This window comes from Domibacillus sp. F004 (assembly GCF_057814295.1).
The window spans coordinates 1-18,326 of the sequence record NZ_JBVATB010000011.1; the positions used below are offsets into that span (position 1 = coordinate 1).

The window sequence follows — 18,326 nt, forward strand, 5'->3', positions numbered from 1 at the left end:
CCCGTCCGCCGCTAACTTGAACAGAGCAAGCTCTGTCAAGTCCGCTCGACTTGCATGTATTAGGCACGCCGCCAGCGTTCGTCCTGAGCCAGGATCAAACTCTCCAAAAAGTGTTTGACTTGCTCATAAATAAAACATGTTAAAAATTAACGTTGGCGTTTATTTTGTTCAGTTTTCAAAGATCAATTTCCTTAACCGTCATTACGACAGCTAATTAATCATATCATTTCGTGTTTTAAAAGTCAATAACTTTTTAAAAATTACTATTCTTCAAAAGTATTTATCGTTTAAACACTTTATCTAGTAGAGTAAATATCGCTGTTACTTATCAGCGGATAAACAATATAACATCTTTCAAGTGACGAAGTCAATAGTATTTGAAAAAAGTATTATTTACCAATAGTTTATACTTTATTCAAAAAATATATGAAGATGTCTAATAAGCGACAAAAATAATTGTAACACTTTTTAAGATGAAAAATCAATAAAAACTTTTTTTATTTTCTTCTCACCTTCACTTGCCCTTCAACATCATGAAATGAATCCATTTTTATATCATATAAAATACATGTTTTATGAAAGATAGAGCATCTACTTATTTAGCAAATGCTCCTTTTTTAACGTGTTTCTTCTATTATATATGCTGTTAAAGAAGATGGTTCATTTCCCACAGACATCAACCCTTCGATTCACTATTTTTCTAAATAACGATAAATCGTCGTGCGAGACACGCCCCATTTTTCTGCCACATCCTTAATGGGTGTGCCACTTTCAATCAGTGATTTCATCATTTCAATATCTTTTCCGCCAAACTTCTCGGGGCGACCACCCAAACGACCACGTGCTCTTGCTGCTGCTCGTCCTGCAGCAGAACGTTCCTCGATTAAATTACGCTCAAATTCAGCGAAGGCTGCAAACAGATGAAACATCAATTGGCCTGTTGCGTTGCTTTTATCCATGGTTACATTTTCTTGCAAGCTATGAAAGGCAACCCCACGCTCATTCAGTGTGTTCACAATCTGAATCAAATCCTGCATGTTGCGTCCAAGCCGATCCAATCGCCAAACAACAATCGTATCTCCTTCACGTGCATACTCCAATGCTTCCTCCAAACCAGGGCGTTCTCTTTTCGTGCCACTTATTTTATCACGGAAGATCTTTTCACAGCCATGTTTTGTTAGAGCATCCATTTGTAAATCCAAATTTTGTAAGCCTGTTGAAACGCGCGCATAACCAATTAACACCAAATCACTCTTTCTGTCTTTTTTCTTTACATTCATTGTAACATAAGTTAAAAATTAATTGGTTTTTGAACACAGAATAGTGAACAGGGTTTTATTACAGACTTTCTATAAAGAAATGTCCTTTTGAACAGACCAAAAGGCGTGTTCAGAAAAGGACGAGTTTCGGAACAGAGAAAGCAATGTACAATCTAAAATCGAACAAATAAAAAAGATCCGTGAAAGTAAAGTGTATACCTTTACTGATGCTTTATTTCAAGAAATCGTTCGGAATCCGAATCTTCCATAATCGCAACCGTTATTTGAAAACTTCAAGTGTAAATTAACCATCGAAATTAATTCAAAACGATTGAAAAATTTTGCTTTTCCAATAATAGGTTACACTCTTTCAGTTGAATACTTATAAGAATATTGAATTGGATACCATGTAAGATGAAGAAGCATATGGACAATAATAGCTCCCGATATTCCATTAATAACAAAAGCCGCCTTAAGAGATTCCTCTCTTAAGACGGCCTTTTCCTATGTTGATGAATTTTATTTACTTAAGCAATATATTCTTCAGCCGGAACATCTTTCGCTTCTTCTCTAACATAATATTTCCCTTTTGTTGCCACAGCCATAATAATTGTAACCACAAACGCTATGATAAAGGAGAAGAATGCAGATGTATTTTCTAAAAATGCACCCATGTATCCGAATCCCGCAACGGAACCTAATACACTGGCTACGATGAAAGCGACAACGCCTACCGGATTCCATCCGTACAAATTCGATTGTCGGTATTCATAATAAGTAGGACCGATCTTTAATAGTTTTTTAACAACGAACGCATCACTGATTAAGATGGCGGCCCATGCCATAAGAAAGATCCCTTGTGCGATCAGCACACCACTTAAATGATCTAATATTCCGCCTAGCATTAAAGCGATGGACGTTACACCTGATACAACAACCCAAAACGGTCTTCCTGGTTTAAATTTAAAAACATTCTCAAAAAAGTTTGACAGAGACAATGAACCACTATATAAGTTTGTAATATTGATACGAACCTGTGTTAGAATCGTAAAGAACACACCACCGACGCCTAGTAGTTGAACCATATAAACTCCTGGATTCCCTTCGTTCATGCGAACACCAAACCATATCCCTATAAGCCCCATGATGAAGAAACAAAGGATTTGTGGGAAAAATCCGATAATATACTTCCCAACTTTAACGTCCTCTTTTTTAAGAAATCTCGCGTAATCTGATGCGAGCAATGCCATCAAACCTAACAATCCATTTTGCATACCTATGCAAAGAAGAAGAGCCGTCCCGCCAAATTGAACACCTTCTGGCATAAAGCTTAAAAAGTTCCCTGCGTACGCTGGCGTTTTGATGAAAGATACGACTAGAGCAATCACCAACATAATAATAAATATAGGCAATGTCCATTTTTGTATTTTGTCCAATTGCTTAATCCCAAACCAGTTTAACGGAATAACAACGGATCCAAAGAAAATGATTAACGCCCACATTGGAATGAACGGTAAAAACTCATTCACGGCATAGACCATAAGAATCCCTTCAAATGCACAATACATAATGAAGTTTGACGCATAAATAAGGGAAGTTAACGAAGCGCCAATAAAGCCAAATCCGCCGCCCCTAGATAATAAGTTTACATTCATTCCTGTTTTTGCGGATAAATAAATAATAATTGTACTGATTATTCCGGCAACAACTGCTGCATAAATTCCTGATACTAACGCGTTCATTGCACCAAATTGGATGGCCATAACGCTTCCCATTTGAAAAAAGAAAATGGCAGTAGATATACCCAAAGCAATGTTTGCAACGCTTAGTAAGCCCATATTTCTTTTTTCAGGAGGTACTTTACTTAAAGAATAATCATCTTTCATTAAATCTTTTTCACTGAGACCATCTTGATTGATTTGAACTCCAGCCATGTTATTCATCTCCTTGTCATGTCTTAAGCAACAAAAGTGGCATCTTTTATTTGACTTAAGTTTATATTTTCAATATTGATGGTGAGAAAGCCCCATCATTTTTAGCTTTAAATTATTTTAATATTCATAATCTTCAGATAAAAATAACGGATAAAAGTGTACTGATCTCTACGTGCATTGATTGATTTCATCCTCTTCATTTGAAGATAAGACCGGCAAATTACACTTCCATTTCTTCTTCCATCTCAAGCAAAGCAAAGTAGCTTCGTGTCGTTTCGCCTGGTTCAGTGTTCTCCGTAAGCATATGCAAAGCCTCTACAACACCAATTTGGCGGTATGTTTCCGTAACACGACCGTTCACTTTAAGAGATTCGCGTCTTTCCTGCAGCTGATTCCGTACTTCTTTAGGGAGTTCTTCTGACATCTTGAGAGTGTCCAGAACATTTTTTTCGGCTGCTTCACAACTTGTGATCTTCACATCACTATCTTCGACACGGCCGGTCGGAGAATAAGCCAAAGCACTGACAATACGATGTTTAGCAGCGTTTAACGTTTCTCTTAAAAAAATAGGGTGCGAAGGGGCAATGTCTTCAACGAGCAGACGGGTAATGCCCCGATCGTTAATCGCTTCCAAAATTTGTTCCGGATCATCTTCTGCTATCAACACTTCTTTATGCGGCGGCCAAATGTCCATCCAATAATGCGTCATATGTTTTTTGCCAACATGAAAGACAAAGAATTCTGGATAAATAAACTGCTGACCTGGCTCGGGGCCAAGATTCGGGCGAAAAAAGTCATAAAATCTTGTAAGCGCTGACATTAATAAGGCGCTTGCACCCATTCCGCCGCCTGTTTCTCTTACCACGACCCCAATCCGATCGTATTCGTTAAATCCAGGAAAAATATCTTCTAACAGTGCTTTCTGACCATTCAGCTCAAAATCAAAATCTTGATAACTCATCGCATTGACCGTATGCATTATTTGATAACCCCTTTCGTTTTAATGAATAATATGAACACATAAATGAAGTATCTCTATTTTTAGATAGGGAAGGTAATATGGCTTCATGTCTTTAGTTTATAAATTATTTGCTGCACTAAATGTGGCTTAGATTCACTTCACCATATATATAGGAAGCGTTTTCTTTTGAGGTTTGATAATTGATTGAATGATTTCTTGTAACCATATTCAAAGTTTTCCGACTTTTAAAGAGAGAAGTAACCCGTTTGCACAGCGCTTTCATTTGTGCAAACGGGAACATCTATGATTTGACTTTTAAACCATGTTAAACTATTAATTATGCAAATGTAGGTTCTGGCAATCTATGTGCCACATAAACTGCTGTACCATCGCTCTCACCGTGGAAAGTAACCGTTGTGCCAGGGTTGATGATTACAACATCTCCTGCTTCTGCTGTAAAACTATTTCCTTGGTCATCGCTTAAAACAAATTTCCCAGTAACAACTGTTTTAATTTCTAAGAAATCATATTTAAAATCAAAGCCTTTTTCAGCTTCTTGCATTGCATATAATCCTAGTGTTGCTGCATTGTCGTTTGCAGTAACTGGAACATCAAGGATCTGGCTTCTCACTTCTGGAATACCTAATATCGTATTCAATTCTTTCATGTCATAATTTCCAACTTTAATTAATTGCAAACCTGGTTTTTGACTTAAGTACGTATAATTGTCTTTAGTTGCTGCTCTGCTCATTTTCTTCACTCCAATAATTTTTATTAGTTTTATCTGAATCTTTTATCTAATTTGATTCTAGCATTATTAAAAGACGTTTACTTGCCCCAGTTCCTTAAGTTTTGTCGCATTCGCCGTGCGACAAAACTGGTGATGGTGCTGATTCTAATGCGAAGACAAAAGGGTATACTTAGAAAATAGCACCTGTATTACTTTTTAACTTATATTAGACCATGCTGTTTCTAAATAACGTATGTCCGAATTTAACTCATTTTGGATATCGGCTATCATACAATATGGTTTATATGCTCCACCAGCTCATCATAACCTTCCATATCTGTGAAAGATCTGAGGGGATAGCAGGCTTTATTAGGTACCATTTTTTGTACGACAGAAAGGAACTTCTGGTGGCAAACAATGAGGTCTGCATATTCAGGAATATCGCTAATAGAGGCATTTCCAACTTCTATAGTCAAATTTGCTTGTTTGAGCTTCTTTTTTAACATCGCAGCTCCCATTGCACTTGACCCCATTCCTGCTTCACAAATAAAAAAGATGTTTTCAATCTTATCTATGTTGGAAAATGCTGAAATAATTTCCGTCTCTCCTCTTTCTTTGTTCATAGAAGGATCAGTCACTTTATCCATCACCTCTTTTTTGAATGGTTTTTCATCTTTCTCTACACGTTGAAATTGTACATATTGACTATTTTCCTGTAAAAGAGGAGAATCCGGCACTCGTTTTAAAAGAAGCATACTGCAAAAAAAGGTGGCAATGGCTGAAAGCAATATACCTAAAATGATGAAGAGCATATCCTCTTTTGGCGCCAAACCGATAAACAAGAAGATGCTGGCTGGCGATGGAATAGCGACAAGACCGACATCAAACATTTGGAATGTAAACACCCCAACCATGCCACCTACAATAAGTGGAATAATTAAAAGTGGATTCATTAAAACATAAGGGAAATAAACTTCCTGTACACCACCAAAAAAATGGATAAAAATAGCTAGTTTTGCACCCTTCCTTTGTTCAATCCCCATTTTCAACCAACAAGCGAGAAGAATACCTAGTCCTGGACCTGGGTTTGCTCCTAACACGAAAAAAATAGATTTACCAAGTTCCTCTGCTTGCTGAACCCCAAGGGATCCTAATACACCAAAATTGATAATATTATTTAAAAATAGTACTTTTGCGGGTTCAATGATTGTGGCCGTTAGCGGGAGCCAACCTGAGTAAATAATGATTTCTAATAGCTTTGTGAGCCACTCCACGACAGCAGAAAATGTTTGTCCAACATAAAAAAAACATAAAATCGTGAGCACAGTAGCAATCATCGCAGCTAAGACATTATTAATGAGCAATTCATATCCAACACCGGGTAATTTCTTTTTTACAATATGATCAAGCTTTTTTATCAGCCAACCTGTTAAAGGTCCGATAATCATGGCCCCTAAGATGGCCGGAGTAGAACTTGATAGTATTAACCCATATGTCACAACGGAAGCTACAACAGCTCCCCGCTGTCCCCCTATTAATCGCCCGCCTGTATAACCTAATAAGATAGGCAAAAGAATGTTATTAATAGGATTCAACAAGAGTAAAATTCTGTCATTATACCACCACCCATAAACCCCAAAGACTCCTTGAATGATTCCTGCGACTATAATGACCGCAATATTTTGGTAAACGATGGCGCTCAACAATTGGCCTAGTTTCTTCATTATTTTCGCGCAGGAAGACCTCTGCTTCAAACACATCACAGGCAACGCCCTGTGTTAAGCAGAGGAGGAATGGCGCTTTCGCTAGCCAATATATCTTCTGCACTTCCTCCTTTCCGTCATAGAATGGGCAGAGGAGAAAACCGTTGAATGACTGATGTAAACCATTAGGTCAGTAAGGGTACTCCTTTGTTTGTTGACAGCCTTAGATAGGTGCCAAAAGCGTTCATACTATCGAGAAGTCACAAGCCTCCGCTTTACTATTCATTCGATTTTAAATGGCGGGGAGTTGAACTTCCCTGAATCTCCTTTAAGGATCGCGCTGCTTTCTTTTCATAGGCGTTCGATAATACAGCTTCCAATGAACTTTTCACGACATCAGCTGTAGATTCTATTAATACGTGAACAAACGATTCTTCTATTAACATAGAACTGATTTCACTTATCATTTCTATGTGCTCTTTTGGCGCCTCCTTAGGTGTCGCCAATAAGAGTATCGTATTAATAAACGGTTGTTCTTCCTCATCAGCAAAAGGCCATAACATAGGTTCCTTCATTCGAAAAACGACAACAAGCAAGTTATTTACTCCTTCTGACTTAGCGTGAACCATCGCTAAATCATCTATTACAAACCCTCCTTGCTGCTCACGTTCTTCAAGATCTTTGGAAAGCTTCTCAAAATCACTTACTTCCTCAATATCTTTAATCCCACTAAGAATGCTAGGTATCGTAACAGGAGTTCGTACATAAACGTCATTATAGACTTTGAGATTACGCAAAATTTGAATCATCCCTTCCCCATATTTTGCAAGGGACATGACGGAAGATGATTTCCCGTTAGTATTTTGTACACTCTTTTGAATTGGCTTTGATTTATTCACTTTGAAAAGGGCATTTTGAATTCTTGATAGATCTTCTTGTTTGAGAAACGGGCTTACAATGACAACATTTTTATTTTTCACAAAAGGAAGATTTATTGTCGAGATCAAAATATCCACTTCCCCTTTTTCCTGCAGACCTCCTTCAAGCTCATTCATCGAGACAACTGCTTCTACTTTCAGATTCGGCATTTCAGTACGTAGCCTTGAAGCTAGATATGTTGATGTTCCAAGTCCACTAGAACATACAACAATGGCTTTATACTCGCTTTTTAACGTATCTTTCTTCCGAATAAGCGCAGCTCCGATATGCATCGCTAAATAGCCGACCTCATCGTCTGGAATAGGACTGCCTGTTCTATTTGCTAAAAGCTCACTCGCTTTCTTACAAGCAGAAAAGGTTTCCGGATACCTTGCTTTAATTTTTTCGAGCATCGGATTGTGTATTTGAAGCCCATATTTTAAACGGGTGAAAGCTGGAGCAAAGTGGGAAACTAACCCTTCAAAAAGAAGTTCATCCCCTTCGAACGATTCATCTAGATAGTATTCCATTGCACGAATAAAGCTTTGTGTCAATTCAATCCAAGTAAATTCATCCCTTTCATAGTTGTCCATTTCCTTTCTGTTAGACAGACGGGCCCCTGATAAATGTAGGGCAATATAATTTACTTCAATTTTAGGGATTGAAATGGAAAGAACGGTTTCAAGTCGTTCAACAATTTTTTCCGCAAGTGAATAGGTTAAATGATCAAATCCATAATCTTGAGATACATTAGATACATTGGATGTTTGAATAATCTCTCCACTTTTTATTCTCTCGACTGCAAGCATTAGATGAACAATTAAATTTACATAGTTTCGGTCCGTTAATTCGATATCGGTTTGCTCTTTTAAGACTTGGTGTACAACACGCTCAACATCTAGGATGTTATGAATTTGAACAAACTTGAGTAAACGATTTCGAATCATCATGCCTAACTGATCTTGCACTTCTCCCTCCTCCATTTCTGTCTTTTTGTGGAAAAGCTCAATCCATTCCTCAAACATTATATCCTTGTGAAGCAACCTGGATAACATCGTCCTCCGCTGCTTTTCCTGCCCATCGATATATACGCCAATTCCCGGCGTTCGAATAAGTGTAATCCCTCCCTTTTCAAGCCAAGTACTTACCTTGTCCAAATCAGAGCTAACGGTCCCTTCCGTAATCCCGTACTTTTTACTAAACACAAATTGCTTAATTGGTTCTTTAGAAATCAATAAATCATACGTAATCCCATCCTGTCGTTCTTCTGGAGAGTATGCGGAAAATGTTTTTGCCTGTTCTATATGTTCTTTTAACTTTTTCTTCCCTTCCTCTGATCCATTCAATTTAAAACCGTCTCCAATTTGTTTCCCTACTTTTAAATCATAGGCATCTAAGATGGATTTGAGCGCTTTCATTTCTCTCTGAATGGTTCTTGTACTTAATTTAAACATTTCAGATAACTCTTTATAAGTAATAGGTTTGTTAGCTATTAGCAGCGTCCTTAACAGCTCTTTTTGACGAGAATCTAAAATAGGAAATTGTTGTTTCACTTTGTTTATCTCCCTCCAATATAATCATTCTATTTATAGAAGGCTATCCGCTGGCAGCCAAAAGAGTGACTTCCTAATGCATTGACTATCAAAATTAGATATTAACGATAAAAAGGACTTTCCCTTAGTCCCTTAATAGTTTACCTTTACTTGTGAGACAACAGTAAATTCCAAAATTTATTGCATAAAACAACCTTATTGATGTTTTATTGAAGCTTAGCTTTCACTTTTTTACTTACATTATCGGGAACCCAAGTTGTCCATACCTCTTCATATTCCCTTAAAAACCATACAGCTGCCTCATGTGTAGTTGTATCATGTTTCTTCATGTAAGCTAAAAAGTCAGTGGTAATGGCACTGCTTATAGAATAGTTGCTTAAAAACGCAAAAACTTCTGGTACTTGTTCTGGCAGCTTGTTGTGAACAGCAATCGTTAATCTTTGTGAAGGGAACTCTGTACGGTACCCATTTAACCAATCTTTTTCATTGTATGGCGCATCTTTCAGTTCGGTAATATCATACAATCCGGCAGTCCATGTCGGTGTCCATATGTAGCCCACCCATGGCTCACCCTTCTCATAAGCATTAATGAATGTTTTATTTAATGCTGTCTGAGTAACTGATTCAGAATAATTGAATGTTTTGTATAACCCATAGTTTTTCATTTTTTCTCGAAAAACTTTATTAGCATTCCATTCTGGATTCGCCCCATAAATACGTCCTTTATTTGGATCATCCGGATCTTTGAAAATTTCCCAATACTCAGGTAAATCATGAATCGATTTCAAATTAGGGGCCATCGGTTCAATACCACGCTCGGGGTCCCCTTCAATAACATAGGCTGGAACATAAAGGCCTTGCCGCGTACTTTCTGAGTTTACAGATGCTTCTATAATATCACCATTTTCAATGGCAGATTTATATTCTATCGGGAAGCTTCCCGCCCAAATCTCCATAAAAACATCCATACTTCCCGTACTTATCGCATAAAGTGAAGCTGTTTCAGATCCCGGAATTAATTCTGTTTTATAACCATAGCCATTTTCAATAATAATTCTTGCAATCTCGTTGTGTACTCTAATACTATCCCAACCTGCATCCGCAAACTTAATTGTTCCTATCGCTCTAGTAGGTGGTACTACAGTACCGCTAGAATTGCTGCAACCTATCAGAACGAACAATGGAATAAGAATCATTGCGAAAATCAAGCTAAAAAGCTGTTTCATTGAAACATCTCTCCTTCTTCATTCTTCTATTTTATGATAGCGCTGTCATTCAATGCAATGGACGAAGAGAAAGTAATTATCCTAAATGGATTTTTTTGAATCGTAATGCTGGAGATAGAGGATCTATATCTATACACACATATAGCCTATTGGCCTGTTCTTTACAGCATTAAATCATCTACAGGATGAAGAAAGAAGAATAGCAAACAAACATTCGAAGTAACTAATAAAAATGATAATATCACAAATAAAACCAACAAATAGAATGTGAAGAGGATGAAAAATTTTGAAATATAACCCAATATATAATTTCAAGTTGTCTAGATTCATTTAAAGTGCTATGTTCACTTCTATATCCTTAAGCTTTTCAAAAAAATTAGACAGTCCGTGCCCTATGAAAATCGGACACAAACTGCCTAAATGTTCTCTCTATAATTTTATTTCATAAACGCTGGAAGAGCAGCCGCATGTTTCGAATAGATCGCTTCTCCATCACTTTCACCATCAAACACAACTGGGAAGTCTGGTGAGAACAGGATGACGTCTCCTGCTTCTGCTTCGTAACGATTGCCTTCTTTGTCACGGATGACAAATTTTCCTTTTGTTACAACTTTGTATTCTACCACATCATATAAGAAATCAAATGATTCTCCTGGCTGCATTGAAAAGAAGCCGATTGTAAGTGGATTTGATGTTTCCGTTACTGGTACATCAACGATTTTGCTGTTTACTCCTGGTTGGCCAAGGATTGTACCTACATCTAGTTTTGGAAACGTTTTGTCTAAATCTGCTGCTTTAAAGATTTGGATTCCTGGTGTTTGGCTCAATACTTTAGTCATGTTTGACACTCCTATTTACATAGTTTTTTATTTATTTTCTATGAGTTGTACTAGATTTTGAAAACGTGCTATTTCTTATCAAGAAAAACAGGAAAACTTAATGATTTGGCTTCTATAAATCCAATAATTAAAATTCAGCTAGATTTTAACCATCCTAATTCTTCAGATATGACCCCTGCAGCTTTCTTCACTTCACTCATCATGTATTTAACATGATGATCTTTGAATTTTGTTTCCGAAAAAACGATGCTGATGGATGCAACTACTTTACCCTCCCATGAAAAAATGGGGGCAGCTATACTACCAGTTCCTTTGATTGTATCTCCAAAAGAGCTGGCAATCTTCCACTTCGCAATCCGTTTTAATTCCTTTTCCAGTTTATTTACATCACTTATTTCACCTTGCTCAACAAGTGTCTGTATAATATGCTGTTTTGTATCTCTGCTTAAATGAGACAAAATAACTTTATTAGATGCACCAACACACAATGGCGTTCTCATACCGATCATATCAGTCTCTTTTGAAAGCATAGCCTTATTAAGACAGTCAACAAGAACCCCTTCACTACCTTCAGGAACAGTTAAGTACACGGATTCTCCGGTTTTCTTCACCAATTTTTCCATAGTCGGAAGTGCACTGTTTCGAACTGATAAATTATCCCGGATCGAGAGACCTAATTGCATCAAAGTTAAACCTAAACGAAACTTTTTGGTTTCATTATTCTTAAATACAAAACCATATTCAGCAAGACTTGATAGCAATCTATGCACCGTTTGAATAGGGATATCAAGTTGGCGGCTTACTTCCGTCGCACTCCACTCCTCTTTATCCTCAGTTGGCACAATGGTAGTGAGTAACGCAACAGACTTCCGAATAACCTCCGACATACCATTTCTCCTTGATCTAAGATATTTATAAGTTTTGTCTTGATTGTAAAGAATGCTTTCAAAATGGATGACTGAATGGCCTCATCTAATGTGTTTTCACTAGCTATCTAGCTTTTCCACATTACTTAAAAGGGTATCGGTCTACTAATAACGGGTATCGGTCTACTAATAACTTTCCTTCATGCTACTCTAAATTCGCGTGGCGTCCGTACATTTTATCTGAATCCATGCCTTTTTTCTCCATGAAACGAAGAATGATGGAATCATAAAACAATAACAGACTTTGCTCAAACAAAGAGCCCATTGGCTGAATCGTTTTGTTTCCTGTATCGGCACCAGACTTCGCCTGACCAGGAATTTCAATCACGATATCCGCCAAGTTGCCAATTGTCGAATTTGGAAAAATCGTCACCGCTGCCACTGTCGCACCAATGCTCTTGGCTTTTTCCGCCATCGCCACAAGGCTTTTCGTTTCACCAGATCCAGAGCCGATGATAAAGATATCACCTTCCTCTAAGTTCGGTGTCACTGTTTCCCCAACGATATACGGATCAAGGCCCATGTGCATCATGCGCATAACAAAGCATCTTGCCATAAAGCCGGAACGGCCGGCTCCTGCGACAAACACTTTTTTAGCGTCTAAAATGCCATTGACCAGCTGTTCCGCACTCTCATCCTTAATAAGGCCCGCTGTTTTTTGCAGCTCCTGCAAAACGATTTGAGTATATTCCGTCGTTTGCATAGGATTATACCGTTGCTTTTTGGATAAGTTGTTGCATTTCTGCCGCAACTGCTTTTTTGTCGTCTGCGCCTGTGATACCGCCGCCTACGATGACAAGATCCGGCTGTGCTTCAATAACACCCGGAAGCGTTTCCAATTTAATGCCGCCAGCTACTGCTGTTTTCGCGTTTTTCACGACACTTTTGATTGTTTTAAGTTGTTCAAACGGTGTTTCGCCTGCAGCTTGAAGATCGTAACCTGTATGTACACAGATGTAATCTACGCCAAGTGCGTCTACTTCTTGTGCACGTTTTGCAAGGTCTTTAATGTTGATCATGTCGATCAAGATTTCAGAACCGTGTTTTTTCGCTTCTTCTACCGCACCTTTGATTGTTGCATCATCTGTTGCGCCAAGAATCGTTACGATGCCTGCGCCTGCTTGAGAGGCTACCATTACTTCATAACCGCCTGCATCCATTACTTTCAAGTCCGCAAGAACTGTTAAGTTAGGGAATGCTTCTTTCATTTCTTTTACTGCACGAAGGCCTTCGTTAATAATAACAGGTGTGCCGATTTCAACGACATCAACGAATTGTTCTACTTCTTTCACGACTGCGATACCTTCTGGAATGTTGACAAGATCAAGTGCTAATTGTAATTTCATGGATATGTCACTCCTTCTATTAATTTGTTAGTTTTTTATTAGATTGGTACTACAGACATTATATATCCTAATTTTCAGAAAACAAAGTACGCACTTTATTATCATATAGTGTCGAAAAATATACTAAAAGGATTAAATTTGACATATCTTTTATATTTAAAACCGGTGAGCCTATAAAAATAGTGTATACGTGAGGTCTATCCCTTGTTGACATTGCTTTCAACAAATTCTAAAGGACTATAGAGCAGAATATTTTTATTGTTTTCTATTTAACACGGCCACTTTTTCTGTTTCTTGTTCCATAATACTTTCTGTATATTCCTTCCCCCATATATACATAGACTCTAAAATAGGGATGAGCGTATTTCCTCGTTCCGTAAGTGAATATTCGACTTTGGGCGGAACAACAGGATACACTTCCCGATAGACGATCAGATCTTCTTCTAACTCGCGAAGCTGGCTCACAAGCATTCTTTGAGTGATCGCAGGGATGAGCGCTTTCAATTCACCAAATCTCTTTGTTCCCTCTTTGCCCAAGTGCCATATAATCAACATCTTCCATTTACCACCAATAATGGACAATGTTAATTCTTTTTCACAGTTAAATGATTTTTCACGAATAGGACCCATTCAATATACCTCCTTATAAGCATATACCATACATAACAGTATGGTTTTTACACTATATATAAAAATATGTTTCCTTACAATCAAATTGTTCATAACTGTATGAAGGATAGGTTTTCATCAAACAAAAGATGCTCAATCAGCTATGAAAGCGGTAATTGATCCCCTTCATTAGCTAAATAAAACCTATACAACTGCTTTTCTGTCAATTAGAACGATAGATATTCTCTAACTAACCTAAACAAACACCCTGTTGTAATTAATTTACAGGGTGTGCAGCTAGGGATATGAAAGGAATCAAGTTCACTAACCTTCTTTAAAGGAAACGTTTTCATTTTTACAGTCCAAACAAGTTCCATGAATTTCAAATAAATGTTGTGTTATATGGAATCGCGACTTTTTCTGGGCATACTGCTCTACCTCTTCTAGCTTGGGATAGTAAAAATCACGTAACTGTCCGCAAGAATCACAGACTACATGGTAATGAAAAGCTGTCGTCCATTCATAACGACTTGAAGATTGTCCATAAGTAAGTTCATTAATAATTCCATATTTTTTCAAACATTTTAAGTTATTATATACAGTAGTATGTGGAAGGTTTGGAAACTGATCTTTTATTGAATTATATATTTCATCTGCTGTTGGATGGGCTTTAGTATTGGCTAAATACTCCATAATTGCTTTTCGTTGGGGTGTCATTCTTGACCCGTTTTTTTTTAAAAGCTCAAAACCTTCCTTTACACGATGTTGAGTCATTTTCAACACCTCATTACTCTTATTTTAAAATTATTATGATAGAGTAGAAAAGACCATCATAATGATGATCTTTTCATTTTTTTATTCAATTTTATCCATCGCTTTATTTCATAAAATCAAATTTAAGATTGAACTGGAACTTGTAAATTAAGAGCCTTTGCAATACGCTCACCATATTCTGGATCTGCTTTATAGAAATGACCAATTTGGCGAAGTTTAATTTCATCGCTTTCCACTGGCGCCATTGCCCCTGCAATATTCTCAACTAAACGAGCACGTTCCTCTTCACTCATAAGACGATATAGATCGCCTGCTTGTGTGTAGTGATCGTCATGACTGTAAGCATGCGTACCAGCTTCACCAGACACTTCAAATGGTGTTACATTGTCTGCAGGTGATTCCGTTGCACCACCTAAGCTATTTGGTTCGTAATATACGGAAGAACTGCCGCCATTTTTATCAAAGCGCATTTGTCCATCACGTTGATTATTATTCACTTCATTAACCGGTCGGTTAATTGGCAATGCTTGATGGTTTGCTCCTACACGGTAGCGATGCGCATCATTGTAAGCAAATAAACGACCTTGCAACATTTTGTCCGGAGATGCTTCGACGCCCGGTACAAATGTGCCAGGTGAGAATGTTGCTTGTTCCACTTCTGCAAAATAGTTTTCAGGATTACGGTCAAGCACCATCCGGCCTACTTCGATTAGTGGATAGTCTTTTTGCGACCATACTTTTGTCACATCAAACGGATCCCATTTGTATGTGTTCGCATCTTCAAGTGGCATAATTTGAACAGAAAGTTTCCATGAAGGGAAATTACCACTTTCAATAGCATGGAACAATTCTTCTGTATGATAATCTGGATTTTCGCCTGCAAGTTGTGCAGCTACTTTCGTGTCAAGGTTTTGGACGCCTTGCTCTGTTCTAAAGTGGTATTTTACCCAAACACCTTCGCCTTTCTCATTTACCCATTTAAACGTGTGGCTTCCATATCCATGCATCGTACGTAATGAAGCAGGAATACCGCGATCAGACATCAAAATGGTTACTTGATGTAAAGACTCAGGAGATAATGACCAGAAGTCCCATACAGCATTTGGATTTTTTAAATGAGTTTGCGGGTGACGTTTTTGTGTATGAATGAAATCAGGGAATTTAATCGCATCACGAATAAAGAATACAGGTGTGTTGTTCCCAACTAAATCGTAGTTTCCTTCTTCTGTGTAAAATTTAACAGAAAAACCACGCGGATCACGTACTGTATCTGCAGAGCCAAGTTCACCTGCTACTGTTGAGAAACGGATAAACATAGGTGTGCGTTTTCCAACTTCTGATAAAAAGGCTGCTTTTGTGTATTTTGTAAGATCATTTGTTACTTCGAAATAACCATGAGCACCTGCACCTTTTGCATGTACAACACGTTCAGGAACACGTTCTCTATTGAAGTGCGCCAATTTTTCTATAAGATGTACATCTTGAATCAAAGTAGGTCCGCGCGAACCAGCTGTCATAGAATTTTGATTATCTCCAACTGGAGCACCCCAATTGGTTGTAAGTTTGTTATTATTCGTACTCAATAGATTCACCTCATCGCAGAATTATCGTAATTTTTAGACTACCATTAATTTTAACAGTTATCATAAAAAAATCAATAGTATTTAATATTAAATACTATTGATTCTTTATATAGATTAGTTATACAGATATATTCTCTTTCTTCATTTCTTCTGGTGCATCTGCGTTGATACGATGTAGTAATAACCAATCGCTACAGGATAAAATGGTGTTTTATAAGGGCGTGCAAGATTAGGTTCTTTTTTACTCAGCATTTCGTGTTAGAACCAGTTTTGTCGCATTCGATATTCGACAAAACTTAAGGAACTAGAGCGAGTAAATGTCATTTAAGAATGCTAGAATCAAAAACAAGAGAAATATTCATCATATTGTAAGAAACCAATGCCCAAATGTAGCTATTAATAATAGTCATCATAAAAAAATCAATAGTATTTAAAATTAAATACTATTGATTTTTTATATAGACTAGTTATACAGATATATTCTCTTTTTCCATTTCTTCTTGTGTCATATTAGCAAATTGTTCTTCTGGTGCATCTGCGTTGATACGATGTCTTGCCCATACGTAGTAATAACCAATTGCTACAGCAAAAATGGCTATGTTAATGAAGAAGAATCTGATGTCACTGAACATGGATGAAAACAAAGCGAGTACACTAAGAATAATACAGACGATAGGTGCTACCGGATAAAATGGTGCTTTATAAGGACGGGCAAGATTAGGTTCTTTCTTACGTAGCATGATGAGTGAAATATTCATCATAATGTAAGAAACCAATGCCCCAAACGTCGCGATTAGAATTAATTTATTTGGATCAAACATTAGAACAAAGATGAAACCTAACACTCCTGGAACAACAACCGCCATATATGGTGTACGGCGTGTTTTATGCAAACGAGACAAGAAGCTAGGTAAATAGCCTGATCTTGACAAAGAGAAAACTTGGCGAGAATAAGCTAAAATCGCGCCTGCCAAACTTGAAAGCATCCCGAACAATCCAACGATAGCCAGTCCATCAACTAACCATAAATTTTCACTAATACCAGTAGAAATAGCGTAAGAGAGAGGGTTTGCCTCTGGAGACGTACCTGCAGCTCCTCCAAGACCGACAGTAACTGTAACGACAAGGAAAGCAAGAATGATAAGCGTAATAATAGCTGCCATAATTCCTCTAGGTAAATCCTTAACCGGATTACGGCATTCTTCTGCTAACATCGGTAACATTTCCATGCAAATGTATAGCCACATTGCGTAAGGAAGAGCTGCCCAAACGCCGCCAATTCCTCCTGGAATAAGACTTCCGCCGCCAAACAAATTTTCTGTTTGAACATGTGGGATCCCATAAATAGCAAAGACAATTAACATCGCAACAGCGATAGTGACAAGGGCCATTTCAACCGTTGCAAATTCTTTAACACCTAAAATGTGAAGAGCAAAGAAAAAGACGTATAGCACGGCTGCAGCGACAATAGGATTGATTGCCGGTATAAGGAAATTAACATAATAACCTGCACCTGACGTAAAAACGGCTGTTCCTACCGCGAATTCTAGTGCAACACCTACACCTGTAAGATAGCCTCCTAACGGGCCCATCGCTCTCCTTGCAAAAGCGTAACCACCGCCTGCATGGGGCATAATCGTCGCTAATTCTGCCAGCGAAAAACATAATGTCATATACAAAATACCGATAATAGCAGTAGCGATTAACATTCCGACAAAGCCTGATTCAGCAAGCCCATAGTTCCATCCAAAATAAGAGCCTGAAATAACGATCCCTACTCCTAAGCCCCATAAATGGACTGGTGTCAACACTTTTTTCAACTCTAAATTTTCGGTACTCACTCAAAAAACCCCTTTTCCCCTTAAATTTTCAAATCGACTGCATAAATTATCCAACCCTTTATTTTATAAAATAGGGATTCTTAATTACTAAAATTAAGAACCCCTATAAAATGCTCTACTTACA

15 protein-coding genes and 1 rRNA gene are annotated in these 18,326 nt (G+C 37.7%); all 16 read right to left on the reverse strand.

The features are described from left to right. Positions 1–110, reverse strand: a 16S ribosomal RNA gene (locus ACZYRN_RS17995); the annotation flags it as partial. A 582-nt stretch (positions 111–692) separates the two neighbouring features. Next, a complete protein-coding gene (locus tag ACZYRN_RS18000) occupies positions 693–1,244 on the reverse strand; it encodes a recombinase family protein (protein ID WP_488912982.1) in 552 nt (183 codons plus the stop codon). A gap of 542 nt (positions 1,245–1,786) precedes the next feature. Next, positions 1,787–3,193, reverse strand: coding sequence for a purine-cytosine permease family protein (locus tag ACZYRN_RS18005; protein ID WP_488912983.1), 1,407 nt, complete (start codon positions 3,191–3,193; stop codon positions 1,787–1,789). A gap of 220 nt (positions 3,194–3,413) precedes the next feature. Next, a complete protein-coding gene (locus tag ACZYRN_RS18010) occupies positions 3,414–4,172 on the reverse strand; it encodes a hypothetical protein (protein ID WP_488912984.1) in 759 nt (252 codons plus the stop codon). 319 nt (positions 4,173–4,491) lie between these two features. Then, complete coding sequence (locus tag ACZYRN_RS18015) at positions 4,492–4,923, reverse strand: cupin domain-containing protein (protein WP_488913025.1); 432 nt, start codon at positions 4,921–4,923, stop codon at positions 4,492–4,494. A gap of 248 nt (positions 4,924–5,171) precedes the next feature. Then, positions 5,172–6,608 carry a PTS transporter subunit EIIC gene (locus ACZYRN_RS18020; protein WP_488912985.1) on the reverse strand — a complete coding sequence of 479 codons (1,437 nt, stop codon included), beginning with the start codon at positions 6,606–6,608 and terminating at the stop codon, positions 5,172–5,174. Positions 6,609–6,865: 257 nt separating this feature from the next. Beyond that, entirely contained in the window at positions 6,866–9,058 is a 2,193-nt protein-coding gene (locus ACZYRN_RS18025; protein ID WP_488912986.1) for a BglG family transcription antiterminator, read from the reverse strand. 206 nt (positions 9,059–9,264) lie between these two features. Then, a complete protein-coding gene (locus ACZYRN_RS18030) occupies positions 9,265–10,284 on the reverse strand; it encodes an ABC transporter substrate-binding protein (protein WP_488912987.1) in 1,020 nt (339 codons plus the stop codon). Between the two features lie 437 nt (positions 10,285–10,721). Further along, positions 10,722–11,123, reverse strand: a complete 402-nt coding sequence (locus ACZYRN_RS18035; RefSeq protein ID WP_488912988.1) for a hypothetical protein — start codon at positions 11,121–11,123, stop codon at positions 10,722–10,724. Between the two features lie 134 nt (positions 11,124–11,257). Continuing rightward, a complete protein-coding gene (locus ACZYRN_RS18040; protein WP_488912989.1) occupies positions 11,258–12,010 on the reverse strand; it encodes an IclR family transcriptional regulator in 753 nt (250 codons plus the stop codon). A gap of 184 nt (positions 12,011–12,194) precedes the next feature. After that, positions 12,195–12,752 carry a 6-phospho-3-hexuloisomerase gene (hxlB, locus tag ACZYRN_RS18045; RefSeq protein ID WP_488912990.1) on the reverse strand — a complete coding sequence of 186 codons (558 nt, stop codon included), beginning with the start codon at positions 12,750–12,752 and terminating at the stop codon, positions 12,195–12,197. Between the two features lie 4 nt (positions 12,753–12,756). Continuing rightward, positions 12,757–13,395: a 3-hexulose-6-phosphate synthase gene (hxlA, locus tag ACZYRN_RS18050; RefSeq protein WP_488912991.1), complete on the reverse strand. Its 639-nt coding sequence runs from the start codon at positions 13,393–13,395 to the stop codon at positions 12,757–12,759. A 255-nt stretch (positions 13,396–13,650) separates the two neighbouring features. Further along, positions 13,651–14,025 carry a winged helix-turn-helix transcriptional regulator gene (locus ACZYRN_RS18055; RefSeq protein WP_488912992.1) on the reverse strand — a complete coding sequence of 125 codons (375 nt, stop codon included), beginning with the start codon at positions 14,023–14,025 and terminating at the stop codon, positions 13,651–13,653. 303 nt (positions 14,026–14,328) lie between these two features. Then, positions 14,329–14,778 carry a Fur family transcriptional regulator gene (locus ACZYRN_RS18060; RefSeq protein ID WP_488912993.1) on the reverse strand — a complete coding sequence of 150 codons (450 nt, stop codon included), beginning with the start codon at positions 14,776–14,778 and terminating at the stop codon, positions 14,329–14,331. Positions 14,779–14,900: 122 nt separating this feature from the next. After that, positions 14,901–16,361 carry a catalase KatA gene (katA, locus tag ACZYRN_RS18065; protein ID WP_488912994.1) on the reverse strand — a complete coding sequence of 487 codons (1,461 nt, stop codon included), beginning with the start codon at positions 16,359–16,361 and terminating at the stop codon, positions 14,901–14,903. Between the two features lie 467 nt (positions 16,362–16,828). Next, positions 16,829–18,202: an ethanolamine permease gene (gene eat / locus ACZYRN_RS18070; RefSeq protein ID WP_488912995.1), complete on the reverse strand. Its 1,374-nt coding sequence runs from the start codon at positions 18,200–18,202 to the stop codon at positions 16,829–16,831. Between the last annotated feature and the right edge of the window lie 124 nt (positions 18,203–18,326).